Annotated in this window: 14 protein-coding genes; all 14 read right to left on the reverse strand. The window is 53.4% G+C overall.

Annotated features, from left to right (window positions below):
* Positions 1-12: 12 nt before the first annotated feature.
* Complete coding sequence (locus tag VF399_09305; GenBank protein ID HEX7320535.1) at positions 13-3,480, reverse strand: C25 family cysteine peptidase; 3,468 nt, start codon at positions 3,478-3,480, stop codon at positions 13-15.
* Between the two features lie 52 nt (positions 3,481-3,532).
* Entirely contained in the window at positions 3,533-5,539 is a 2,007-nt protein-coding gene (locus VF399_09310; GenBank protein HEX7320536.1) for a GAF domain-containing protein, read from the reverse strand.
* Between the two features lie 33 nt (positions 5,540-5,572).
* Positions 5,573-7,081, reverse strand: a complete 1,509-nt coding sequence (lnt, locus tag VF399_09315; protein ID HEX7320537.1) for an apolipoprotein N-acyltransferase — start codon at positions 7,079-7,081, stop codon at positions 5,573-5,575.
* A gap of 29 nt (positions 7,082-7,110) precedes the next feature.
* On the reverse strand, positions 7,111-8,118 hold the full coding sequence (locus VF399_09320) for a Gfo/Idh/MocA family oxidoreductase (GenBank protein HEX7320538.1): 1,008 nt from the start codon (positions 8,116-8,118) through the stop codon (positions 7,111-7,113).
* 10 nt (positions 8,119-8,128) lie between these two features.
* Complete coding sequence (locus VF399_09325; protein ID HEX7320539.1) at positions 8,129-9,490, reverse strand: glutamine synthetase beta-grasp domain-containing protein; 1,362 nt, start codon at positions 9,488-9,490, stop codon at positions 8,129-8,131.
* Positions 9,491-9,541: 51 nt separating this feature from the next.
* On the reverse strand, positions 9,542-12,454 hold the full coding sequence (locus VF399_09330; protein ID HEX7320540.1) for a C25 family cysteine peptidase: 2,913 nt from the start codon (positions 12,452-12,454) through the stop codon (positions 9,542-9,544).
* A 178-nt stretch (positions 12,455-12,632) separates the two neighbouring features.
* Positions 12,633-13,343, reverse strand: coding sequence for a twin-arginine translocase subunit TatC (gene tatC / locus VF399_09335; GenBank protein ID HEX7320541.1), 711 nt, complete (start codon positions 13,341-13,343; stop codon positions 12,633-12,635).
* A 46-nt stretch (positions 13,344-13,389) separates the two neighbouring features.
* Positions 13,390-14,946 (reverse strand): hypothetical protein, encoded by a 1,557-nt coding sequence (locus tag VF399_09340; protein HEX7320542.1) that lies wholly within the window; start codon positions 14,944-14,946, stop codon positions 13,390-13,392.
* On the reverse strand, positions 14,943-16,505 hold the full coding sequence (locus VF399_09345) for an NAD(P)H-hydrate dehydratase (protein ID HEX7320543.1): 1,563 nt from the start codon (positions 16,503-16,505) through the stop codon (positions 14,943-14,945). Before VF399_09345 ends, VF399_09340 begins: the two co-directional genes overlap by 4 nt.
* Positions 16,506-16,524: 19 nt before the next feature.
* Positions 16,525-16,842 carry a helix-hairpin-helix domain-containing protein gene (locus tag VF399_09350; GenBank protein ID HEX7320544.1) on the reverse strand — a complete coding sequence of 106 codons (318 nt, stop codon included), beginning with the start codon at positions 16,840-16,842 and terminating at the stop codon, positions 16,525-16,527.
* 8 nt (positions 16,843-16,850) lie between these two features.
* Positions 16,851-17,660 carry a M28 family peptidase gene (locus tag VF399_09355; protein HEX7320545.1) on the reverse strand — a complete coding sequence of 270 codons (810 nt, stop codon included), beginning with the start codon at positions 17,658-17,660 and terminating at the stop codon, positions 16,851-16,853.
* A complete protein-coding gene (locus VF399_09360; protein ID HEX7320546.1) occupies positions 17,639-23,035 on the reverse strand; it encodes a hypothetical protein in 5,397 nt (1,798 codons plus the stop codon). Before VF399_09360 ends, VF399_09355 begins: the two co-directional genes overlap by 22 nt.
* Positions 23,036-23,045: 10 nt before the next feature.
* The gene (dxs, locus tag VF399_09365) at positions 23,046-24,914 is read right to left on the reverse strand and encodes a 1-deoxy-D-xylulose-5-phosphate synthase (protein ID HEX7320547.1); all 1,869 of its coding nucleotides are present in this window, start codon (positions 24,912-24,914) and stop codon (positions 23,046-23,048) included.
* A gap of 63 nt (positions 24,915-24,977) precedes the next feature.
* A complete protein-coding gene (locus VF399_09370) occupies positions 24,978-25,829 on the reverse strand; it encodes a polyprenyl synthetase family protein (protein HEX7320548.1) in 852 nt (283 codons plus the stop codon).
* Between the last annotated feature and the right edge of the window lie 258 nt (positions 25,830-26,087).

The raw sequence follows: 26,087 nt of genomic DNA on the forward strand, positions 1-26,087 counted from the left end.
ATGAGCCCTGCACTATTTCAGCAAAACGACCTTTTTCAACTGTTTAAAGTCACCGCTTTCAAGCGCAACGAAATATACACCAGCCGGAACCAGCCTGCCGATTTCATCGGCACCATCCCAAATGATCTGGTTAATTGGTTGAATAGTTAAATGGCTAAATTGCTTTACCAGCCGCCCAGCTGCGTCGTATATCTTAAGTGCCGCTTGGGATTTGGAATTTGTTTGGAATTTGGTGCTTGGGATTTGGTATTTGATAACTAGATTTTTATAAAATGGATTAGGAAAAACTGAAAAACCAAGTGCTGAAAGATCGCCTGATAGTGCATCGCCCTCACTGACCGCCGTGATATATTCGATATTCACGTTATCGATGTAAAATCCTTCCCCGATGCTGTTGGTGTCGCTTATGAACGCGATCCGGACCAGGATAGTCTCTCCCGCCGGATAGTCTGCGAGAGAATACTTCTCCTCGAACCAGTCACTTTGAATGCCGTTCAATCCCAGGGCGCCGCCCGTGCCGATAAAGTCGAGCGTGTCAGCGGTCCCCGTGCGGTTGTCGATGACAATGACGTAAATACCGTCGCTGCCGTAGAGCGGAACGCTGAACCAACGGTAGAACTTAAGCATGGAGTTCGGCTGGATCATGAACGCGACCGACTGGATATAACAGTCCATGTCATTTATGTAAGTGCCCAGTGTTTCGCTGCCACAGTACAACGCATGGGTCGGCGAGAACGCCCTCCTTTCTGAAATGTGCCAGAGGTTGTTCGAACCAGCCGTTGTCCACTGGCCGGTGCCCGATTCCATGTCATCGGAAAAGCCGGTGTTGCCGATCAGCAATGATATCGTATCGGCGAACTGATAATTTTCGGAATGAAAGGTTACAAGCAGACGCGCGCAGTACGATGCCGGACAAGACGCACTGACCGCGATCACGAAAGGCTGAGTCGCCGCCTTGACGCTTTCCGGATCGACTTCACCGTACCAGGAGCCGTTAACGGCAACGGTCACATAAGGATCAGACGACGTAAGCTGGGCCCATGTTGAATGGCCGTATCCATGGCCGGCGTTCTCCACATCGACATACAATGATTCCGTTTCGCCGGGCAGGGTCGGTGCAGCGGGAATATCGATCTGGTCAATAGACAGAACCGGCGCGCCGATCATAATAGCCGGGGAAAAATCCAGCGTATCGGCGGCGGAGACCACCTGCATGTCAAACCCGACAGCATGACCGTCGGGCGCAGCCCCAATCTCGATCCCAAAAGCGTTTTCCAGCAGAAGCGAGTCCCCGGGTCCGAGATAATTGACCTGCGCCGTGCTGTCGGGGATAATGGTCAGCGGATCACTGTCGCGCAACCGCATTTCAATGTTCTGCGCTGCCGCCGTGCCGCAGTTTTTGATGCGCACTGACAGCAATATGTCTTCGCCGGGGTTCGCGATGGAGTCGCTATTCCCGAACATGTCATTCAGGACCCAGCCCTGGAAGTTTACATAACTGCCACTCGCGACGGGCACGGTATGCTCCGCGCAAAGATAGTTATGCGCGGTCACGGTCAGGTCAAAACTGCCCGCGGATGCCGGGGTCGCAAAAAGGTATACCTGCCCCTGCGCGTCAGTGAAATCATAAGCGTAGGATTCAGAGCCTTTCATCAGGCACACGAGCGCGCCTGCCACGGGCAGGCCGCTATTGGCGTCGCGGACCGAAATCAGGATCGTACTGGAACCCAGGGGAATAGTTTGGGGATGATATACGATCGTAGATTCGGGCATGCTGGACCAGACCGGCAGTTCCGGGTCGCCCAGCAGATTAAGCTCGTACTGATGCCAGCGGTACACGTTCTTTTCGCGCGAGAACGGGATGTAATGGGCCTTGGCCAAGCTCAGCGCCTGTCCCAGATGCCAGTGATCTTCATTGAACAACGAATGGAAGAACCGGGTGTCAAAACGGTCCGAATAGCCGAACCCGGGGTTGCCCGGTGAACCCCACCCATAACTGGAATTGCCGATATAAGCCACTCCCCCGCCAGACGGGCTGTTCACGTATGCTTCCGCCACGCAGGCATAATCGAATGCCGCGGTCCAGCAGCCGATCGAATAAAGGATACCGTTGTACGGATCATTGGTGATCGTGTCGAAGTCTGCGATATAGATGCGGTTGGGCCAGCCGCCGACCGATATCAGGTCGATCCAGCCGTGACCGTCATGGTTGAACAACCCCTGCCCATCCCGGATCGCGGTCATGACGCTTTCTTTGGTCTCATTGCCCAGGCTCTGGTAGAGCTTGGTCAGTTGAAAATCCGGAGGAAAAGATTCCTCGCCGATCTTATTTTTATGCACACCCTGATCAGTATAGGGATCGGTCCACAGGACCTCGGCCGTGAACAATGCTTTGTCCAGATAACCAGTCGCCGGATCGCGCTCGTAAGTGAGGACTTTATCTACGAACCGCTGCGCCTGGGCGATCGTACTCACCGGGGCGCGGCCGACATACAAATCCGGATACAAATCGATGTTGTCCTCGATCTCGCCGTAAGAACCGTCATTATCCAAGTCCCAGTCACCTTGCAGGTCCGCATAATAGAGATCGCACGGCAAAGTGTCCTCGCGTCCCGGCGCAAAACCCGCGCTGCAGGTCATTGCGAACGCGAAGCGGCACGGGATGAACGCCGTGTCGCCGCCGAGCAGTACGTATTCAACGCTGGAATCCGGCAGGGTTTTGATGTAATTTCGGATCCTGGCCGCGTTATCTTCGCCTGGATAATTGGTTACGATCCAATCTTTTGTGCGCACGCACGCGCGCATGCCTTTCTTTGTCTTCCAATCGGCAATTCGCTGAAAAACCGTATCCAGCGGCGGATTCGTGATGATCACATAACGATATTCGCCCCGGTCCCGGGTCGCCGCATAACCCGGGATATTGCTGCTGTTGTAGGCAAGGCTTTTACCCATGGTACCCCGGGCGGGCACAGCCGTACCACCCTCATAGTTGACTTCGAACCTGACCATAGAATGGAATACCAGTTTTCCGGACCTGGGGCGGTACTGAACCGGGTAGATCATTAGCTCCAGCATCAGCTGACCGTCGCAGATACCGGACCCGGTCACATTAATGGCCTGCGCCGGAAAGGGATCGTTGGAAAAATAGATCTGCGCGTCCGGAACTGCATTGACCACACGGTTGACCGAAAGGATCATGGGCGGACGGCAGCACATGACCCGGTATATGCCGGGCAGCTCATGAGAATCCAACGACGTTACGATGACATCTTTGACCACGGCGCCGGCAGGTAAAGCGATCATGACGCTCCTTGCCGGCAGCTCGGGAGCACCAACCTGGTCCGTGATATCGAGACCCTGATATCTTACCTTGACCAATGTATCTGTCCGGTCAACGCTGATCATGGACTCATCAAAACGCATCTCGCCGGTATAGGTATTCCCCAGGATCACCAGTCCGATCATCGCAATGCACGTCATTGGTTATCCCCCTTGGTTATCATTCCGTTTATGTTATACTCCGGTCGATCGTTCATTGCTTTTCGCGGTGGGCGAAATTGACCCTGTTGCCCCCCATCTGTTTTGCTTCGTAGCATGCCTGGTCAGCCAGATGTATCAACATCACGCTGTCTTTGCCGTCGAGAGGGAACGTGGAAATGCCGATGCTGAGAGTAACAGGAGGGTCGATGTCCTGGGCTAAGATCTTACCCCGCATGCGGTCTGCTGCCTCGAGCGCAAAAGTCGCCTCGGTCTCGGGTAGGATCGCCACGAATTCATCGCCTCCGTACCGGCACAGGAAGTCAACATCCCTGATCGATTCCTTCATTATCTGGCTGAGCTTGATCAGGATCTTATCCCCGGCCAGGTGTCCGTACGCGTCGTTATAGGATTTAAAATTGTCAAAGTCAATCATCAGCACGGCGAAGGGCCGGCGGTACCGCTCGGCGCGTTTGATCTCAGCATCGATCAGGACCTCGAAGTTACGGCGGTTTGGCAGGGTGGTCAGGGGATCGGTCAGCGACAGCCTTCTTGCTTCTTCATACAGCCGCGAGTTCTCGAGCGCGATCGCGATCTGCGCGCTGAGCGTGGAAAGCAGGTTGATGTCATCCTGGGTAAAACCGTCGAATACCGGGCTTTCGACATCGAGCACGCCGACCAGCCGTTCGCCGATCATCAGCGGTAAGCAGACCTCGCTCTTCGCTTCCTTGACCCCCACGACATAATGCGGCTCCTTGGTCACATCCGGGGCGTAATGCATCTGCCGTGTCGCGGCCACATGCCCGGTGACCCCGACTTCGCCGATCTTGATCTTCATGTTCTTTACCGCTTCGGGATAGTTGATGTATGACCTCAGCTTAAGTTCCTGGTTCTCCTCATCGACCAGGAAGACCGCCAGGTTCAAATATCCGAAAAGATTGACCAGCCGTCGCAAGATATTGTTAAGCAGCTGGTCAAAATCCAGCGTGGAAATAAAGCTCTGCCCCACTTCATACAAGATCGCCATGTCCATGGCTTCACGGCTGATGCGCCGGTACAGGGAAGTGTTGTCGAGCGCGATCGCGGCCTGGCTGCAAAGCATGGAAAGATAATCGACCTCGTTGCGCGAGAATTCATGACGCTGGGTCGACTCCACGTACAGTATCCCGATTAGTTTCTCGCGGGCGATCAGCGGAAAGCCCGCGATCGACGCCCGCTGCTTCATGATCGATACGGGATTGGCGATATCATGTTCTTTGATATCGTTCATGATGACCGGCCGGCGCGTCCGGATCAACTCGCCGGACATGCCCTCGGAAAGCCGCGTCGGCGACACGTACTGCTGGTGCGTGAACTTGCCGTTGGCATATTCAAATGCATCGGTGATTTTTTTGCTCATCTCATCGACCAGGATCAGAGTGCCGCTGTCGACCCTGGTGATGGCGACCGCGGTGGACAAGAACACTTCCACGATCTTTTCGACCTCAAATGATGACGTCAGCAGGATGCCGATCTCCTCAAGACCCGTGACGATCTGGCTTTTCTCTTCGGTCTCGCCCAGCAATTTGATGTGCTCGATCGCCAGGGCCGACAGCTTCGTGAAAAAATCAAGGCTTTCCTCATCCTGGAATTTTTCCTGCGGCGTGCGATAGTAGATGTTCAGACATCCGATCGCCTCGCTCTTTAATATCAGCGGCGCGCAGACCAGCGACACCAGCCCCTCTTTCTCGATCCAGTCGACGGTGAAGTGATTTCCAATATTCTCAAATATCGACATAACATTGGGTACGAACCTAAATTTTTTCTTCTGGCATACGACCCCGGCGATCTCTTCGTCCTTGCGCACGCGCACGGCCTTAAGGTACTCGGGCGACAGATTGAAGGAACGAGCGATCGTCAGGTATTCGCGGTTTGAATCGAAGAGCATGATCGAAGACGCGGAGGCATTGAAGAACGAACAGGACGTCCTGGTGATCGTGTCCAGGACGCTGTCCAGCGTCTTGTTCTCAAGCAGCGCTTCGGCGATTTCGGCAAAACTTTTTGACCATTCGTGTGCGAACATTATATGAATATTATAACAATGCTGGTTTTAATGTCAAGATACCCGGTCGCTCCGCGCTGGCGGGCCGTTCTTTTTGAAAGGCGCCACAATGCTCGCAAGCAGCAACGCGGTCGCGATGATCAGCGAACCGACCGGCAGCAGGTCGCCGACGGTATTATATACGGTTTTTGAATGATCCGGATATATCTCCCGCACCAGAATGTCCTCTTTAAAGAGACCGCACGTGCCGAGGATCCGGCCATATTCGTCGGTCACCATTGATATACCCGTGTTGGCGCAACGGACCAGGGGGACACCGTTCTCAACGGCTCTCAGGATCGCCATGTCATTATGCTGCTGGGACCCCGAGATACGGCCGAACCAGCCATCATTAGTGATGTTGACCAAAAAATGAGCGCCCTCTCTGACAAACCGGCGCGACAGCTCGGGGAATATCGATTCGAAACAGATAAGACACGAGAAAGCGGCGTTTTTTAACCGGAACACCGTAAAATCAGATCCCGGGTCGTAATCGCCTTCGCCCAGGTCGACTTTTCTGAACAAGGGCACGTACCGGTCGTAAGGGATATGTTCGCCGAACGGCACCAGGTGCACCTTTCTGTATTCCTGCCGCAGCACCGAACCCGGTTCCATCAGCACGGCGCCGTTATAGATATTCTTGTGGTTCTGGTCGTAAATCGGCGTGCCGCTCAGCAGCGGCGTCTGCACCGAATCGACGAACGCAAAGACTTTTTTCTGAAACACGTTGGCCGATTTAAGGAAAATCGGCGTTGCACTCTCCGGCCAGATTATGATATCGCAGGGAGCACGGTATTGAACCCGAGCGTATTCAACGCACCGGGCTGACAGGTCCAGCAGGCGGTTGAAGGTCTGATCCCTTAGCTCGCGGGTGAATTTCAAATTGGGATCGATATTGGGCTGCACAATGCCCACCACCAGCCGGTGTCCGCCGGCTTGGCTTTTCATACGGAAGGCGCCGTACACGACCGGCGCGCAGAAGATCAATATTGCCGCGATGGCGTACTGCCACTTTCTCGCGCGCAGCAGTTTGTATACCGCCACGTTCAGCAGCACGAGCCATAGGGATAACCCATACAGGCCATATACCGAAGCCTGCTGGATAACGAGAGGGTAATGCGTCTGGCTATATCCAAGGGAAAGCCACGGGAACCCGATTTCACCGATACCCTTGACCAGCTCCAGCCCCGAAATGAACAGCGGCAGGCACCAGAGGCTGGTCTGCACGCTGGCCGCGAAGCTGACCGCGAAAAAAAGGCCGTGATAAAGGAAGAGCAGGACCACGCCGAAGATCATGATTAGCTTTACCGTGGCCGGGATCTGCAGGAAGATTATCCAGAACAGCGAGAACAGCGCGAAGCAAGAGCCGAATGCAAGCCCGATGGCGAACGCACGCCTCGGCGTTGCCCGGTCAATGACGAACAGGACCGGCACCAGGCCAACCCACGCCAGGAAATGCAGCGGCAAAGGATGGAACGAAAGGGATAGGAGCAATGCGGAAAGAAGGACGAGAAAGACGGTCAAATTAACGGTGATTCAAGGAATAGCGGTTCTTAAATCTTGACGAGCTTCTGCTTCTTGGCTGACTCATAAAAGGCATCGGTTATCTTCGCGATCATCAGGCCTTCTTCGCAGCCGAAAGGCATTTTAGCGTTCTTCAGCAGCGAATCAATGAAGAACTGCGTCTGCAGTTCATAGCTGACGCGGTAGATGTTCTTCTGCGGGAAAGTGGGCGTGACATTGACCAGCTCATTGTGCAACTCTTTCTGGATCTTCAGGGGGTTGAGCAGTGCAGCGCCCTTTTTACCGAAAGCATTGCAGTAGAGAAAATCCTTTTCGAAGATCAATGACCAGCTGACCTCGATGGTCAGCAGCGTGCCGTCGTCATAATTGATGATGCACATCGCGGTGTCCTCGACCGCGGCATCGATCTCCTTCTTGTGCGTCGAGGCGAAGATCGTCGACATGCTTTTATCTTCCAGCAAATAGGTGGTAATATCGAGGAGCGCAGATCCCAGGCTCAAAAAAGCGCCGCCGCCGCTTTTCAGCTGGTCCTGGCGCCACGGGTGAAGTATCCATTCACTCGCGCCGATCAGCCAGCCCGCCTTGAGATAGTAGATATCCCCAAGCTCACCTTCCTCAATGAACTTCTTCAGCGTCTGGACGTCCGGACGCAGGCGGTTGTTCATGGCGACCGCCAGTTTCCGTTTTTCCTTGCGCGCGACGCGGACCATTTCCTGGGCATCCTTGTAAGTCGTCGCCATGGGCATCTCGACGAGCACATCCTTCCCGAATTCCATCGCTGCGATGGCCATCGGTGCGTGAAGGAAGTTCGGCGTGGCGATGACAATGGCGTCCAGCTGGTCGTTCTGGATCATCTCCTGGAAATCCTGGTAGCGGCTCGGGATATTGTATTTGGCGCCCAAATGGTCGATCTTTCGTATATCCGTGTCGCAGAGCGCCATCAAGTTGCACTGGGGGTTGGACCGGAACACGGGGAAATGCACGATCTGGGCATGAGCGCCGCAGCCTGCGATCCCGATGTTAAGCGTGTTCTTCATTAACGGGCGTTCAGACCCCTAAATAAAGCGTGAATTCATAGGGATGGGGACGGATATGGATCTCTTCGAACTCTTTTGTTTTCACTTCGATCCAGCGCTCGATCAGATCGCTGTTGAAAACATCGCCCTGGAGCAGAAAACTATTGTCCTTTTTCAGAGCGTTGATCGCCTCATAGGAGTTGGTCGGCAGTTTCTCCTTCCGGTCCGGATGCAGGTCGTTCTTTATACCGTCGATCCCGGCAAGGAGGATCGCCGCGAGGGCAAGGTACGGATTGGCTGTGGCGTCGGGGATACGGTATTCAATGTCCATCATCTGCGTGTTTTTAAGGTATCCCGGCACGCGGATCGCGGACACCCGGCTGCCCATGGCAAAATCAGTGTAGGTCGGCGCCTCAAACCCAGGGATCAAGCGTTTATAAGAATTGGTGCTGGGGTTGGTAAAAGCGCACAGTGCTCTGGAGTGACTCAGGATGCCGCCGATATACCGGAGGCTGAGTTCGCTCAAGTTATACTTTTTGTTGCGGCCAAAGAACAACGACCTGGTGGGTGTCCCAAGGTACTGGTGCAGGTGCAGGCCATTGCCCGGTTCACCCAGCAGCGGCTTGGGCATGAACGTTATCCACTTATTATTCCTCTGCCCGATCGATTTGATCAGGTACTTGGCAAGGAATATGCTATCCGCGGCCTTGACCAGCGGTTCGAACAACAGTTCGATCTCCATCTGGCCCTTGGGTCCTACCTCATGATGATGGTATTTGGACTTGATATCGCACGCGGCCAGGACCTCCACGATCGCGTTGCGCAGGTCCGAGTACCGGTCTTCAGGCGGTCCGATATGGTAACCACCGCGGTGCCGGATCGGGTAGGTCGGCACCAGCTGTTCGCGATCGCCGGACTCGAGCCGGAAATAAGCAAAACCAGGCCCCTCGCCATGATTGCATTTTTCAAAAAGATAGAATTCCAGTTCAGGCTGGAAAAAAGCTTCGGTGCTCAGTTCTTTTTTCAAAAATCGAGCGGCTTTATGAGCAATCGAGCGCGCGTCGCGCTCGAACGGCTCCAGGGTGGAGGGCACATGGACGCTGCACAGAAAAGAAATAGTCTTTTGTTCGAAAAAGGGGTCAAAAAAGCCGGTCGCGAGGTCAGGGAAAAGCAGCATGTCGCCCTTCTCCACGCCCTTGTAACCGGGGAGGCTCGACCCGTCGACGCCCACGCCGTCCGATGCGACCTCATCAAAACGCTCAAAGGGGACAATTATGTGATGGAGCGTGCCGATCAGGGACGCGTATTTAAGATCGACGTATTTCACCCGCATGACCGCGAGTTTTTTCTTCAGTTTATTGATCTGCGCGTGAGATATTACTATCCGTGCCATCCGAGGTATTATAGGCGAAAAAATGCGCTTGTCAATCTCTGTGTATTGCGGTTATTTCAGCAATATGATCTTGTGTATACTACAGCGTTTTGTTGTTTCAAAACGCAGAAAATAGATGCCAGAAGATATGCCTTTCAAATCTAATCGATAATCTTTTACGCCCGGTTCCGCTTCAATCTTGAATTTCCTTATAATAACCCTGCCCACGACATCATATAATATAACGGCTACTTTTCCCTTTTCAGAAGCAGTGACCCTTAAATTCATTGAGGTTCTTGCCGGATTGGGGAATACTTCAAACCTCTGTTCCCGAGGATGCGAAGCGAGTTTGTATTCAGCGATTCCTACACTCCTCCCGAAAAAGTGCATTATCGAATCGAGCAATGCAGATCTTGTCGATGGCGGGGTACTGTCGACCAGAAATCCCAATTCAAATGAGGATCCAATTGTTTGATATGGCCCTGCATCATAAGCAATACCGCAATTGAAATTATCATTACTATCAAGGAATAATACAAACCCGCCTCCACTATCAGGACCCAGATGATCCATGTATTGATTCTCGCCCGCATACTCGAAATCCATATCGCTTGCGAACGATCCGGCCTGCCCCTGGATGGGTCCCATATTATTGTTGCCGTCGGCCATTGCCAGCAGATCGAATAAAGGACTGAAATCAAAACCGTTATTATAATGAGGATCATAGTACCAGACATCACCGCCTTCAAGATATGCGCACCCGCCGTATATAATGAAATCAGACAGGGCGCTGGCTTGTGGACTGCCGTTTAATATGATATGATTATTGGGATAGACGCCGCAACATACAAAGATCGACTTGTATTTATTCAAATCTTGAGGCAGCGTCGAATCATGATCGCCGATATATCCAAGGTCTTGCAGGATAAGATGAATATTCTCGCCTGAAGCCGGAGTATGGTCCGGGTTCCAGATAAAGTAATCGCCCTTGCCGACCAGTATGGAAAAATCTAAAGTATCGTTGCAGTAACCTGCGCTGACGTTCATTTGCATGTCAACATATGTCATGGGTGGCGTACCGGGATCTGAACATAATATAAATAGATCGGATCCGTTGCACGCACTGCTGTCCGGTCCGATATGGTCGAATGATCCGGAAGAATCTATCACATCGATATATGGAGAAAGCGAACGCAAACATGCTGTGACGCTGTCGATCGCCGCTGATCCTTGATTTTTTATCGTGACCATACAGGATACTGTCTCGCCGCATTCGAAGGAATTATTTCCGTTACCGCCAGCGATGGTCGCATATTGATATACTAAATCGGCTGCATGAACCTGCTTTTCAAAATAAGAACTCCAGGTGTTGTTATTCGTGTCACGACAGATCAGTGTACAATTGATAATATGACAATCCGGGCAATCGGGCAAAATATTGAACCGGTAACCGCTATCGCCGGTGCATGCCGAATCAAACGCGGCGATATCGCCAAATGCTCTCACCGAATCGTAAGGAGCAATGAATTCATCATTGGTCCGTAAACAACCGACAGTATTAATGCTACTGCTGTCACCAAAGTTTTCAACCCACGTCGGCAGGTTGATATCCTCACCCGGATTGATAATGTGGTCGTGATTGCCGCCGAGTGAATCATCAATAAATGATTTCTTATAGATGACGTATGAACCAACTGCATGTTTAACAATCATAAAACCTTCATAGGGTTGAAGGTTCTCACCGGTCACAGTGATGTATATAGTATCGCGCAATATATGAGGATAAATGTCAAACCGTATAAACCCTGCCATATCGGTGCTGTCCAGGTAATATATTGCACTGTCAAGACCACCTGTCAAACAAACACAAGCATCGCTAATCGGCGTCAGGTCGGCAGCTCTTTTTATGAAGACGGGAACCGAGGCATAAGCATATGTGACCGATTCAGGATACTGCACTATAATGGAACACGGCGTGGCGGTCCACAAATTCATCTCCGGATCTCCGATCGTTGTAAAGCCTAAATATTCAGCGGCATTCAACGGATATACCCTTTTGCGTGCCTTTTCGCAGCATTCCCCAAAAGTGCTTTTTTGATCGACAAACAATGCATCAAAAAATCCTTTGGTCAAAGCACTCCGATAATAAGCCGTTGAACCGGTCGAAGTGGCAAAATAACCTGCTGCCCCTCTCAAATTTGCAGGTGAACCGGTTAAAAACCATTTTTCCGCCATCGCAGGAGTTGCGCTCGTACCTAATGTAAAGCATGTCATCGAGAGCACGATCGGCAACCTAGTTCCGTTTGCTGTCAGGTCTGCGTTAACATTGAAAGGTTCATACCAGTTATTCGTCGCCGATCCCCGGTAAACGACGATAGACCTTCCGGCATTCACCGCATTGATAACGGAATCGTCATTATCACCATGAGTGTTTATAAAAGTATCGATCACGCTAAAACCGCTTTGTATCATTAACGCCGCCATGTGTGCAATATCTGACCAATATATGGAATCAGACTGGCTGCCATCCATTCTGCTGATTAAAGATGCTTTGTTAAACCATGAAGTGTCCATACGGTTCGGTCTTTCTTCATAAGCAAGGATCTTATTGATAACCGTTTGGGCTTCCGTAGTATTATGAACGGTCAGCCGTCCTGACAGTATGTCATTGAATATTGTGCCGATAGTATTGGTGTAATAATTATCCGAATGCACGTCGGCAACTATCGGAAACGGCAGATAGTTGGGCGCACCAACGAGCAAAAGGTATTCCGGCTTTACTTGCCACGTATTATAGGCATCTGCAACATAGCTTTTTATCGCTGTTGAGTCGGCACCGATCTCAGACAATTTAACGATCTTTGATCTCATTCCTTTTCGATACTTCCATTGTGCCAGCGCGATCACTTGATTATAGTACGCATCATTGGTAATGATCAAATACCTGGCACCGAGATCCTGACCGTAGGACACAGTAAATAACATGATAAATATCATTAACTTATATATCATATACACCGAGTTTCAGTTAATTATAAGGTCATTGATTATAATTGTCAAGGGCCAGGCGTCATATTTACCAGCGTTGGGCACCTTGACAATTTACATTCGAAATGACCCTGTGAAATGTTACCTTCAGGGTGTATAAAGTGGCGTGAACAACTTATGGTTTGCGGCTGGACCGCAGGGATATCCGCGCGGCCAGGATGCTCAGTTCGAACAAAATGATGAGCGGTACCGAAATGATGAGCAGGGTGAACATGTCTGCGGTCGGCGTAATGACCGCGCAGATGATCAGGATCGCGACGATCGCCTCAGCCCGGTGCTTCGTGACCGTCGCTATTCGAACGATATCAAGCCTGATCAAAGTGAAGACCAAAAGCGGCAATTGGAACATGATCCCGCATCCGAGCAGGCACCACAGCACGAAGGACAGGACCCCGCTGATGTTCATGATCGGCTTTAAGTTTTCCGAGCCGAACGAAAGCAGGAACCGCAACCCGAACGGAATAAGGATAAAATAAGCGAAGGTAACGCCGATCAGGAACAAAAGGATCCCGGATATGATATAACCCATGGAAACCTTCTGCTCTTTTTCGGTCAGGCCCGGTCCGATGAACAGCCAGGTCTGGACAATAATGAACGGGAAGGCGGCGAAGATCCCGAGGAACAACGCAACCTTAACCTGCGCCGTGAACGCCTCGGTGGGAGAGAAAAAGTACGCGCTCCCGACATTGACGCGCTGGATTATGAAATCAAGCACGGGTTTCGCCACGAAAAACCCGGCAACGGCAAAAATTCCGGCGACCGCGATCGAGTACAGGATCCGTTTGCGCAGTTCCTCAAGGTGGTCGATGAATGAGGCTTTGTTCATTACAGGATCATGGTGCCGCTGCGATCGGCCTGCCCGGTCAGGATCCCTAGTCCCTCAGCCGCGTCGGCAGCCGGTATATGCCCAGGCTTGATACGGCCAGGATCTCGCTGTCGCAGATATAAACGGCCGTGAATGGGATGCGGGGTAGGTTATAGATCGTCTTGTACAGCTGGTCAGCGGGGTCATAATATGCGACCCCGGCATAGGAAGCGCAGTACAGCACCTCGCTGTCCGCGTCGATATCATACACGTTGAAATAAGGCAACAGGGTCCAGCTTGTATCACTATTGCCGCCGCCGGAAAGAGAATCCGGTCCCGGCTCGCGGTAGCGTATCAATTGGTTGTTAACGCTGAGCAAGTACAGTTCGTTCTTGACCGGCACGATGTCCTTGATCCCGTGGTTGATGATCTTGGACCACTTTTCAGCGCTGCGCTCATAACGGTACAGCGCCATTTCGCCGCCGGCGTATATATGATCCGCAGTCGCATAGACGGCGTAAACAGGCAGCCGGTCCGGTCCGAATTCATAGGGTTCCCTGGTATTTAAGAGCAGGCCGAACATTCCGTCTGACGTGCCGATATACAGATGTGACTGGTCGGCCGTAAGCGACAGGATCTTTGACTGGAAATCAGCGATCGGGAAAACAAGCGTGCCGCTTAAATTGTCCAGCTCGCTGCCGGTGCTGATGACGAGCTGGTCATTGATCCTTACCAGCGTGCTGATCTCATGCTGGGTCCGGAGATAACCCCAATGCCAGACGCCGGTCTCACCAACCCCGGTCATCGATATTATAGAGATGCCGCCCGGTGACAGCAGGTAAATATCGTTCCCGATCCTTACAGCCCGCTGCACCACGGGATCGACCGGGCCATAGATCACCCGCTGCTTTGCCCAGGTGATAGTGCTGTACTTGAGTAAACCATAACCATCAGTCCCGACGTACAGTTCAGTGCCGTCATCATAGAGCGCGGTGATCGGAAAGCGCGTAAACGGCGCCTGCGACACGGCTATTTCGTCGGTATAATAAAACGGGTTTAACAACGGGTATTTCCTGACATCTTGCTCGCTCGACGGCCGGTACCAGCGCAGATCCGCGGGGAATGATCCGACCGACTGCAACGCGCCCGTGGTCCGGTCGAACCGGAACCTTAGTCCGTCATCGGTTTTGAGATACAGGTATTCGATCCCCACGCCCAGCGCGCTGGTGTGTTTTGAAATGTCATATTCGCGCGCCATACCGGATGTCAGGTTCAAGCGAAAAAGGCTGGTGGTGGAGGTGATCCAAAGGTCATCAAACCATTGATCGTACGCGGCTAAGTCGATCTCTGCGTCGAACGCATAAGTCCGCTCCAGATCCATTGTGTTCTTGTCGAACACCAGCACGTAATCATCGCTTACGGCAAAAACGGCGACCGTTGACGTAGCTATGGATTTGACCGTTCCCAGCGGCGGTATTATCGTATAGCGGTCCAGCCATGGATTCTGCGGAAAGATCGATGTTCCGGACAACAAACCAGACCACGCTGCCGCGAGGCCCAATATCAGGGCGATCAATGACAGAATTTTTCTATTTCCAAGATCCTGTTTATTAGAAGTGATCACGCTTGTTTCTTTTCATATTCCCGGTTCACAATATACCTTATAGCTTTAGGCAGGTACCGTATCAGATCGCCGGCCATGATCGAATATTTACCCATCGTGTCGAGCAGAAGGTCCGCGCACAGACCATGCAGGAAAACACCCGCGACCGAAGCGTAGAACAGCGGGACTTTCTGGGCGCATAGGCCTGCGATCATGCCGACCAGAACATCGCCGGTACCGGCTTTTGCCAGCCCGGAATTACCCGTGGGATTGACATAAACCTCGCTTTGTGGGGAAGCGATCGCGGTTGGTACTCCTTTCAAGACCATGACCGCCCCGAATCTCCTGGCATATTTCGCGGCAACATCAATGCGATCATGGTTGATCAATCGGGTGTCCTGCTTGATCAAACGGGAAAGCTCGCCGGGATGAGGTGTCATGGTAAACGGCGTCCTGATGGTCTTCAAGACCGCTAATTTTTTAGCGATTATATTAATCGCGTCGGCATCGATGATTAAAGGGACCTTAACACGGGGTAGCAATTGGAACAAGAAATCTGCGGTCTCCGGGTGCGTCGTGATACCCGGGCCGACCACGACCACGTCGGTCTTGTCCAGGAGCGGCGCAAGCTTCGCGAATGCCCGGCTGCTGATCGTACCCTCCGCGGTCTGGGCAAGGGGAACCTTTACGACCTCGAGGAGCTTCGGATCCAGTTTATCGATCACAACTTCCGGAGCGGCAAGGCGCACGTAACCGGCGCCGATCTTCAGCGCGGATAACGCTGACATCGCCGCCGCGCCCGAGAACCCGCGCGCACCGGCTATGACCAGCACGTTCCCGAAAGTCCCCTTATTACCGTCAGGGAGCCGGCTGGGCATGATCTTGAAAATATCTTCGTGCCCGGCGACCCGGGGATAGCCCGGGTCGATCATCGAGTATGGGATCCCAATGTCGACAACGTGGAGGTCGCCTGCGAAACCGCGGCCCGGGTACAGAAAGTTACCGCGCTTGGGCAGGCACATCGTGGCGGTGGCGTCAGCGTGCACGCACGCCTTTTCACAGCCGCCCGTGTTGCCGTCGATGCCGGATGGGATATCAACGGAAAACACGAAACCGCCGCAGGTATTAATCAGTTCGATGACGTCGAGAAAAATCCCTTTGGGCGCGCCTCTGAACCCGGTGCCGAAGATCGCATCCACTATGCAATCGGGTTTGAAATCGTTGCACAGCCTGCGCGCGACCCGAACCGATGATATCTCCCGGATGGAAATGGATGCGGCTTTCGCGGTCCGGTAATTGATCAGCGCTTCGCCCTTGAATTCCCTTCCCTTGCCAAGCAGCAGCACTTCCACGCGGCTGCCTGCGTTCGTCAGATGCCGCGCCATAACCAGACCGTCTCCCCCGTTGTTGCCCTGACCGCACACGATCAGGACCTTCAAACCCCTCAATCTAAAATATTCCTTAAGCACCTCAGTGCATCCGCGGCCGGCGTTTTCCATTAGTACGGCGCCGGCAATGCCCAGGGCTTTCTTGGCCCAGCCGTCGATCTTCTGCATTTCTTTGGTTGTCAGCAATCTCACGATCTCATTCCTTCCGCTCCTACAATTTTATGTAAGGCAGCATCTTAGTCAGCAGTTTGTCACTGATGCCCTTGACGTTCTTCAGGTCCGTGATCTTGCCAAAGCCGCCGTGTTTTTGCCGGTACGTAATAATGCGCTGCGCCATTACCGGTCCGATGCCGGGCAACTCCTCGAGTTCGGAAGAATCCGCGCGGTTCACCGAGATCTGCACATCGACTTTCTCGACGACGAGCGCCATGTTCCTTTTCAGGTTCTCGCGGCGCAGGTAATTGACCAGATTGAGTGCGACCAGGACAAGAATGAGCGTCCCGATGATGACCGTATCCCGTTTTTTCATGATCCCCTTTAGTACAGCGGATAAACGATCTTAAGAAGAAATTTATACATGGTATCAAGACTCTGGGCGCTGCATTTATCGATGGTATCGTCATCGGTATGCCAGTAGGAGTAGTCAAAGTCGATGACATCGACCGCGCGAATGCCGTACCTGATGAGCGCCATGTGATCATCCTTTATATAATACCGGACTTCATTCGAAAAAATGTTGGGCGCGGTCTCGGCGCCGATCTCCCATAACGAATCAACAAGCTCGGGGAAAAATTTATAGGAATTGCCTTCCTTGTAGAGCTTCAGGTCCTTGTCGCCGACCATGTCGACGACAAGGAAAAACGAGAAAGCCTCAATGCACTGGGCGGCGTAATGGAGTGACCCCACGAGCTCGGCCTCATCGATATCCTCGCCGTCAAAAAAGACAAGTTCCACGCCGATGTCCGGTGCGTATTTTTCCAGGGTATCAGCAAGGGATAAAAGCAAGGCTACGCCTGAACCGCCGTCGTTGGCGCCCGGGCTCCCTTTTTCTGAATCCCAGTGGGCGCCGATCCCGATGATCCGCCCCTTGCCGCCGAACGATTTGCTTACGTTATAGAACCAGGCACCGCGCTCGAAAAAAGAATCGATCGCCGGGTTGTTCAAATTTTTAACGATATAATCTTTAGCCGCGCGGTGACCCGCGGTGCCGGGAACCCGTTCGCCGGCAGCGCAAAATCCTTTCAGGTATTCAATCGGCGTCTCTGCATGGGCCAAGCCCGCGATCATCAACAAAGCTAAACCCGCCGCACCCGGCCGTGCCATTCTTAGAAGCTGATATTCGCCCATACGCTCACGCCCACGCGTTTGGAATCCTGGTTTGAGACCGTTTCCCTGTTCTGCGAATAGTCAAAGTTCGCGCCCCCGTTGACGCTCGAGGAAAAATTGTAAGTAAGCGCGATCAGGGTCGTCAGCGTGGTGGTATTATTGACCGGGGTTTCCATGTCGATCGCATACGAGGTTGTCCGGTTGTACCCGACGCTGAGGTTGGTGGTCAGGTTGGAATTGAACTTCAATCCCTTTAAGAACGGCAGGTTTACCCCCCGCGGTGCGCTGAACGTGTAGCCCATGGAAACAGTGCCGCCGCGGCTTAGTGTCCTCGATTCATTGACATTGCCGGCATCGTACTGGCGTCCCCGGGTTTCAGAGTACGTCACTTCCGTGGATGATGTTATCCCCCTAAGCCAGTTCGTCTGCCAGTTCACTAGCGGCGTGAAGCTCAGCATCCGCGAATCCGAATCAAGGGTCGTGCTGTCATCGATCGTGTAGCGGTATTCGTTCGTCTGGTTGTAACCCGAACTTACCGACGACGACTGCGTGTATTTTTTCAGCACCGGCAACGCTCCGATCCCTGACACGCGTACCATGGCGTTGGGGTAGGAATTCGACGTGGTCCGGTTCTCGCCGCCGGAAGGCAGGTATATCCGCTGGACCTGCCCGTTGTAACCTCCGGACAGGCTCAGGATCCGGTAATTCATACCGGAATTGACGCCGTAATTGTCAGCCATGCCGCGGCCCGGGTAACTATTCGGCGAATAACCGCTCCTCGGGATGGAATCCTGCAACCCCCACTGGTATTGAAGCGAGGGCCGGTCATAGGCCTGGAGATAGCTCGAGGTTTTCTGCCGCGTAAAGGAAAGCGAAGGGTTTTGCAGGTAATCGACGAACTGTTCGACCTGCTTCAGTACCCACGACGGCGAACCCGCGATCTGCAGGGAATCCTTTGATTCGTCCCGCAACCGCGTGATCATCTTCAGGACGCGCTTGACATCAACAGTGCCCGTGGCTCCGTACCGCACGGTATTGGAAATGTTGCGGTAATTGAAAGTATCACGGATCTCGAACCGGTAGTCCTCGTTGTACGTATTGCCGAAAGTGAGCGACGGCGTTACCAGCACCAGACTTTTCGTAATACTGCCGTTGAACGCCTGGTTGCGCGATACTTCCTGACCGATCCGCTCGCGGCCCATGACCGAGTCGCGGTTCTGCGAAAAATTGAAGGTCGTGCTGACAATGGAGTGGGGCGAGTAGTTGGTCGAGAAGGAAGAGTTCAGGGTCCGGCGGCGCGGGATATCCTGCAGATGCCGCCACGACGAATCAATGTTCGAACGGTAATAAGATTTGGGATAATTATCGGAATACATGGTGGAGAACGACAGGTTCTGCGGCATGACCGAGAATACCTGGCCCACCACCTTGAAAGATACTTTTGGATCAAGCGTGTAACTCGCGCGGTGATTGATGTTCTCGGAAGTATCGACGTACTGCGGCGAATGCGAGAAGGTCTGCGTCCGGTCGTGGCCATAGCTCAGCCGGTCGAGCGTGTTCTTCATCAGCCAGTTCTTGGAATTTGATTTGGATACGCTGAGCGTGTAAGACCGCGAAACGTTCGTCGAGATCTCGCGCTCCTGGTCTAAGGGATTGAGTTCAATGTCATCGGCCTGGGTGCCGTACCGGGGCAGCTGTTTTGATTTGCGGTAACTCAGCCCCAGTGGAAGGACGAAACCCCAGGACTCGGGCAGGAGCTTGTTCAGGCTGATATCTTCGCCGAATGCGTAGTTCTCGCCCTGCCCCTGGGTCGACATGTCCTTGGTATCGGACAGGCGCTTGAACCGGCCGTTGGAACGGTCATAGGCAAAGGTGAAATTGGAAAAATCCGCCAGGTTGAAAGACCCGTTGGACCGCATGGTCTGTCCGACCTCGTTGCGGGGCGAGATCAGGCGGATGTCATTGAACCACATCGTGTCCGAGAGCGGCGTGATATCGGCGTTGGTCAGGCTGACCTCGAAGAAACGGTTCTGCGCCAGGGACGGCTTGCCGCGGACCGAGTATGTGCCGTCGCTTACCAGGCTCGAATCATCGGCGCGTCCCTTTTTAAGCTCGGCAAAACGGGCCATGTCGATCTGGAATGTCCGGTAACCATTGATGGCAAGACCCACGGTCCCATTGGTGTAACTGGTGCTGTATTCGTAGTAGTTGCTGGAATCGGTGCCGATCCGCATGGTGATCCTGGGATCGCGCCGGAACGATTTAAGAAAAAACGTCAGCGTGTCGTACGCCCGGTAATCCTCGTATTCCTCGGTCCGGCGGTAGACCGTGCAGGTGTGATTATTTTTGATGGCTTTCAGCACAAATTCAAGACCGCCCTCGGGCTTGGGCTGGTTCGTGGTAGGATCGTATTGGATCGGTGTCGGAGACCGGTATGACGGGTGGGTTTTCGTGTTCACCGGAGTTATCTGAAAAACCTCGGACGTATCCACGCCGAACGCGCCGGTCACGCCCCGGTTCTTCCACCGGCTTCCGGTCAGGCTCAGCTTGTAGACCAGCATTGTTTCCGGTTCCGCCGCGCTGTCGAACCACACGCGGATATACCTGATGTTGTGCCAGTCCGGCTGGCCGACCATGGAATCCCACTTCAGCGAATCCTTGATCGGCACGCGGTACATCTTCCACCCCGGCTGCAGGCCGGCGTTTTCCTCGTCCACCTGGAACAAGGTGTCGCCAAGGTTCAACGAATAACTGTAATACTCGTTCTTGGCATTGAGCGAACCGTTGTTGTCGAGATCCTCGGAATCCCAGATCTCGTTCCTCTCGGTACCGTTTATCCCGCCGGAATAATCCTGGGTATAGTAATCGTCGTCGCCGTCGTCCCCCGCGATATTATCGTCGTCATCGCCGAACACACCGTCCAGCCCGGTATCCTCGGTCTGCTGGGTCCACGAGTTGGGCGGCGACAGTCTATCCTCGTCCTGCATTTGCCCGATGCCCTGGAGCGCGCCCGCCGCGTTCCTCCTCAGCTGGTCCTCGTTGATCCACGTACCCAGGTCAACATGGATCCGACCGCTATTCCCTTTAATGACGAGCTCCAGGTTCTCGGTTTCCTCGAGGTTCTTGCCAAAGACGTACTGCGTGAGCCCGGCAAACGTTGCCAGGCTGTCGGGCCGGTAGATTATTTTCAAGACCTCGGCGATCTCGGCCGGGTCCAGGGGATCTTGATAAATATCATTGGCCTGGAGCCGGTCATTGCCCTGCGGGTTATACCAGATCAACCGCTGCCGGACAAAGTTGCTGTCATTAAGACCGGCCGGTTTGGAACTGGGAACCCACAAGATCCTGGTCACCGTGGCGTCATCGCTGATCGTTGACGATTCAAGGTCATCCAGGTAAACCTTGCCTTGGGAATTAAGGTCGGAGAATGAATAGGCGTTCTCAAAATTGATATTGAACTTTGATTCGGTTTCGGTCTGGATCAAGGGCAGCCAGTCGACCGCCTGGGTCACGGCGGGAAGGTTCACCGGCAGGGCGAAATCGGTCTCAAAGACCATCCGGTTGAACGGTTCTTCCCTGAGCCCGACATGGTCCACGCCCGGATACCCCTCGGTCCGGTAAAAGAACGACGAACCCAGGGTTCCCTGGCCCAGCGCCTGCATGCTGCCCCGCACGCCGACCAGCGATTTCTGCGACAGCGAAAAGAACGGCGCGTACTCGGCGACGATGCGTACCTGAGCCGTGGGTGGTATCGGTTTCCTGAACTCCAGTTTTCCTTCGATGTAATCGACGTGATAATCCTTGATCGAATCTTGTTCCTGACCATTAAGGTACACCTTCACGCCGATCACGTTCTCGGGCAGGTCATAAATCGCTTTGGCTTCGATGGTCTTTTTATAGAGGAAATATTTGCCCGTCCCCACCATGTAGTAGGGATTCGAATATATCTCGGAATCAGGCTCGGGCAGGACGCTCGATACGAACGGCAGGGCTTGAGGGAACCTTAGGAGCCCGCGGTCCCTGAGCCAGACCCCCGTGTTCTCATCCGGCAGCTCGTCGTTGTTTTCGTCAATGCCGAGCAGCTTGTTGTAAGTCGTGCCTTCGGCGTTGCGGTCCTGCGGCTGCTGGTCCGAAGGATCGTAGTAGACCCTCAGCGAATCAAGCTTGGAACCGGCCGATACAACCTGGTAATAGTTTTTCTGTTCATAGTATTTCCAGGTCACGGACGACGTATCCATGCTGCGCGGGCAGATCAGCTTCAACTGGATCGTATCCCCGGTGGTCACGGGTTGGATCCCGACCTCGACCGTATCGCCATTACTCAGCTTTCTATACCAGACACCCAGGGCATACTGGTCCGTGCTCAATCCGGAGTTAAGTTCAAGGACCAGCCCGTATAACGTGTAATTGTCCGGCTCGCGCTGCAGGGTGAAATAGCCTTCTTCGTACTCCATCGTATCATCCGGTACATTATCGTCATTGGCGTCCAGGATCGCCCTCGCGTAATAGGTGATGCCGTCATTGTTGTTAAGACTGTTATTGTCGTCAATATAGACTTTAAGGTCAAGCAGGGTTTCACCGGGACCAAGTCCGAGCCAGAAGAATTGCCGCTTGGCGTATTCATTATCCCACATGATGCTGGTATCCGATTTAATGCCGCCCTCAATGACCATTTCCTGGGACGAGGTCTGCTCGTTGGAAGCGATCGCGACGATATCAACGGGGCCGACCTTGGCCATCGATTTTATGCCGAACAATCCGCTGTGCGACGGGATGTCACCGGTATAAGCCGTGCCCGGGATCGACAGCTGGGTGTCACCGCCCTCGATCTCCCGGATGATCTCGTCTTCCTTGCCCTTGTACGTAACCGTGATCTTGTTTTGAGTATCGTCTATCCTTTCCGAGTTATGGTCGATATAGACCTTCATGCGGTCGCCGACCTCGCCGTCCAGGTTGATCGCCATCTCCTGCTTCATCTCCAGCTCCGGGAAGAACGACGGCTGTTGTGAACCGGCTATGCTGGACACGAAAGTCTGGCTGCCGCCCATCGTGATCTTCACGTAACCGCCGACATCGAGCTTTCCGGTCTCGCCCATGAATTCGCTGAATCCGCCCTTGGGCAGCGGTATCTCGAAAGTTCCGATTAATCCCTTGCTCGCGTACCCGCCCTGCTTGACCATGTCCTTTTTCAACTCTTCCAGGAGCGATTTTTGGTTGTTGTACAACAGGTTCGCCGCAAAATAATCATCCAGCGACTTGATACTGTCAATGGCGAAAACCTGACCCTGGATCGTACGCGCGAAAACGACAAAATTGTCTTCCAGGTTGATGAACACCTTGGTCTCGTAAGGGGACGCCAATTGCGCGAAAAATACCAGCGCGAACACGGTTGTCATGAAGAGCTCGCTACTCTTTCCTGGTTTTAATTCTATCCACGATCGACTGGGCGTCAAGGCCGACCGTCTTGAGCAGCACCTCGCGCGGTCCGTGCTCGACGAAATTGTCGGGCAGTCCGATCGTCGTGATCGAGACGCCGGAGCTCATCGACCGGCAGAAATCGGTAACCGCGCTGCCAAAGCCGCCGATCATCGCGTTCTCCTCGATCGTTACGATGCGCGCGGCTTTTTTCAACAGGTCTTTCAACATTTGGGTGTCCAGCGGCTTAGCGAAACGGGCATTGATGATCAAAGGATCATACCCTTTTGCCTGGAGCAATGGCAATGCTTCGACGGCTTTTTGCACCATCGAGCCGATCGCGAGGATCGCCAGGTCATTTTTCCCGCCCTGGTGAATAACCTCCCAGGTGCCGATCTTAAGCTCAGCCGGATCGCTGTTCTTGATCACGCTGCAACTTCCCCTGGGATAGCGGATAACAAAAGGCCCTTTGCGGTAATTAACCGCGGTTTTGAGCAGGGCGATCAGTTCCTCGCCGTCCTTGGGCGCGCTGACCACGGTATTGGGCACGCAACCGAAGAACGAAAGGTCGAACGGACCGTGATGCGTGGGCCCGTCCTCGCCGACCAGACCGGCGCGGTCAACGCAGAAGACCACCGGCGCTTTCTGCAGGCACACGTCATGGATTATCTGGTCATAGGCGCGCTGGAGGAACGTCGAATAGATCGCGCAAACCGGGATATAACCAGCAAGGGCGAGCGCGCTGGCCGTCGTGACCGCGTGTTGTTCGGTTATTCCCACGTCGAAGAAGCGGTCGGGCAGTTCCTCGCGGAACCTCGCCAATCCGGTGCCCAGGCACATCCCCGCCGTGATGGCGACGATCTTCGGGTTCTGCTTCGCAAGTGCGAGCAGGGCGTCGCCGAACACATCGGTGTACGAAATTTGTTTTGGTTTTTCCTTGCCGGTCAAAACATCGTAAGCGCCGATACCGTGGAACCGTTCGGGCTCGTCCTCGGCCGGCTTGTAGCCCTTGCCTTTGCGGGTCACGACATGGACTAAACGGGGTCCTTTCATATCCTTGACCCTGGTCAGCGTGTCGATCAGATCGTTGAGCTTGTGACCGTCCAACGGTCCGATATACCGGAAACCAAGTTCCTCGAAGATCACGGCCGGCGCGTAGAGACCCTTAAGGCCTTCCTGAATCCGCTTCGCGAAATTCCTGCCGCGCTCGCGCATATAGGGAGGAAATTTCCCTATGAACATCCACAGATCGTCGCGGAACCGGTTATAGGTCCGCGTCGTGATGATCTTGGTCAGATACTGGGAGAGCGCGCCGACCGATTCGCCGATCGACCGCTCGTTGTCGTTGAGGACGACCATTACGTCCTTTTTCATATGGCCTATATGGTTCAGCGCTTCAAATGCCATGCCCGTGGCCAGCGATCCGTCGCCGATCACGCTGATGATCTTGTACTTTTCATTGTTCAGGTCGCGGGCCAGGACGAACCCCGCGGCCGCGGACAAAGAGGTCGATGAATGTCCGGTATCGAAAACGTCGAACCGGGATTCCTTGCGCTTGGGAAATCCGCTGATGCCCTTGTGTTTGCGCAGGGTCTTGAACGCTGCATACCTGCCGGTCACAAGCTTCTGGGCATAGGTCTGGTGACCCACGTCCCAGATGATCTTATCCTGTTCCGCGTCAAAGACGCGGTACAGCGCAAGCGTCAGTTCCACGACGCCCAGAGAGGGCGCGAGGTGCCCGCCCGTCTTCGAGCAGGTCTGGATCATTTCATTGCGGATCTCCTGGCATAGAACCTGGAGCTGTTCCAGTGACAGTTCTTTTAGGTCATTGGGATTTTTGATATTTTCAAGGATAGACATTTCAGTTATTGGTTATCGCGATAGTATGTTATATCTATATAGAAATCTATACTGGGTTACCTGTTAAAATGTTCGGTTTAAAATGAAATCCGTGAGTTCGCTGAAAACATTGAAACGCGCGCCCAATTTCAGGAAACGTTTTTTTGCCAGGGCCGCATACCGCTGGGCGCGGAACCGCGCACCGTCGAGCCCGTATACGCGGAGCGCCGTCAATTTTCCCGCCTTGTCGTCTTTCCCAGGTGTCTTACCGAGACTGTCCTTTTTACCGACCATGTCGAGGATATCATCAGTGTACTGGAACAGGATCCCCATGAAGATCCCGGCAGAATAAAGGGTATCTATCACTGCCCGCGCGGCCCGCGCCATGATCGCGCCCGCCTGGATCGATACCGCGATGAACTTCGCGGTCTTATTCAGATGGATAAGTCTCAATGTCTTCGGGTTCAATTCCTTGTGTTCCTCGATATCCAGGACCTGACCATAAACGATCCCTTTGGGCCCGACCGCCCGGCTGACGGTCGCGACCACTTCCATTTTTTCAGGGGCATGGTCGGCACCTGCGGTCATAAGTTCATAAGCGTAGGCGTATAACCCGTCGCCGGCAAGGATCGCCCTGGCTTCGCCAAATTTCTTGTGGGACGACTCGCGCCCGCGGCGAAAATCATCGTTGTCCATGGACGGCAGGTCATCATGGATGAGCGAGTACGTATGGATGAGCTCCAGGCTGCACGCGACACCCATGATCCCGGCAGTATCGGTACCGCCGCTGGCTTCATAGCTGGCGATCGCCAATATCGGACGGATCCTTTTGCCTTGTTCCAGGGAATACTGCATGACATTGTAGAAAGGATTTCCGCCGGCGAAATATCTTTTTAGAGCGTCGTCAACCACTGCCTTCTTTTCTTTCAAATACATATTTATGTCCATCTTAAGTGTTATAATTTTAACGCAAAATGGCCTTTTGTCAAGAGGTACTGCAGAGATTTCTGCTCTGCCTTACCTCCCCCTTGATGGGGGAGGATAGAGGTGGGGTTGACTGTTGTATCTTATTCGTTACCCTTTTATGTATTTCACCCTCCCCTTTATCCCCTCCCGTCAAGGGAGGGGAAGTGTTGGAGGAACATATATTTTAATGTAGAGAGCATTAAAAATTAAAAAATCTGGGCATTGATT

It is taken from the genome of bacterium (genome assembly GCA_036382775.1).
Classification (GTDB): Bacteria; Hydrothermota; Tepidihabitantia; order SM23-42; family JAOAFX01; genus DASVHD01.

Excerpts from the sequence above, each read along its gene's own strand:
- VF399_09355 (HEX7320545.1), bottom strand. The coding sequence starts at position 17,660 with ATGGGCGAATATCAGCTTCTAAGAATGGCACGGCCGGGTGCGGCGGGT.
- VF399_09310 (HEX7320536.1), bottom strand. The coding sequence starts at position 5,539 with ATGTTCGCACACGAATGGTCAAAAAGTTTTGCCGAAATCGCCGAAGCG.
- VF399_09370 (HEX7320548.1), bottom strand. The coding sequence starts at position 25,829 with ATGTATTTGAAAGAAAAGAAGGCAGTGGTTGACGACGCTCTAAAAAGA.
- VF399_09320 (HEX7320538.1), bottom strand. The coding sequence starts at position 8,118 with ATGAAGAACACGCTTAACATCGGGATCGCAGGCTGCGGCGCTCATGCC.
- VF399_09330 (HEX7320540.1), bottom strand. The coding sequence starts at position 12,454 with ATGTTATTTACTGTGTCCTACGGTCAGGATCTCGGTGCCAGGTATTTG.
- dxs (HEX7320547.1), bottom strand. The coding sequence starts at position 24,914 with ATGTCTATCCTTGAAAATATCAAAAATCCCAATGACCTAAAAGAACTG.
- tatC (HEX7320541.1), bottom strand. The coding sequence starts at position 13,343 with ATGAACAAAGCCTCATTCATCGACCACCTTGAGGAACTGCGCAAACGG.
- VF399_09325 (HEX7320539.1), bottom strand. The coding sequence starts at position 9,490 with ATGGCACGGATAGTAATATCTCACGCGCAGATCAATAAACTGAAGAAA.
- VF399_09360 (HEX7320546.1), bottom strand. The coding sequence starts at position 23,035 with ATGACAACCGTGTTCGCGCTGGTATTTTTCGCGCAATTGGCGTCCCCT.
- VF399_09305 (HEX7320535.1), bottom strand. The coding sequence starts at position 3,480 with ATGACGTGCATTGCGATGATCGGACTGGTGATCCTGGGGAATACCTAT.
- VF399_09350 (HEX7320544.1), bottom strand. The coding sequence starts at position 16,842 with ATGAAAAAACGGGATACGGTCATCATCGGGACGCTCATTCTTGTCCTG.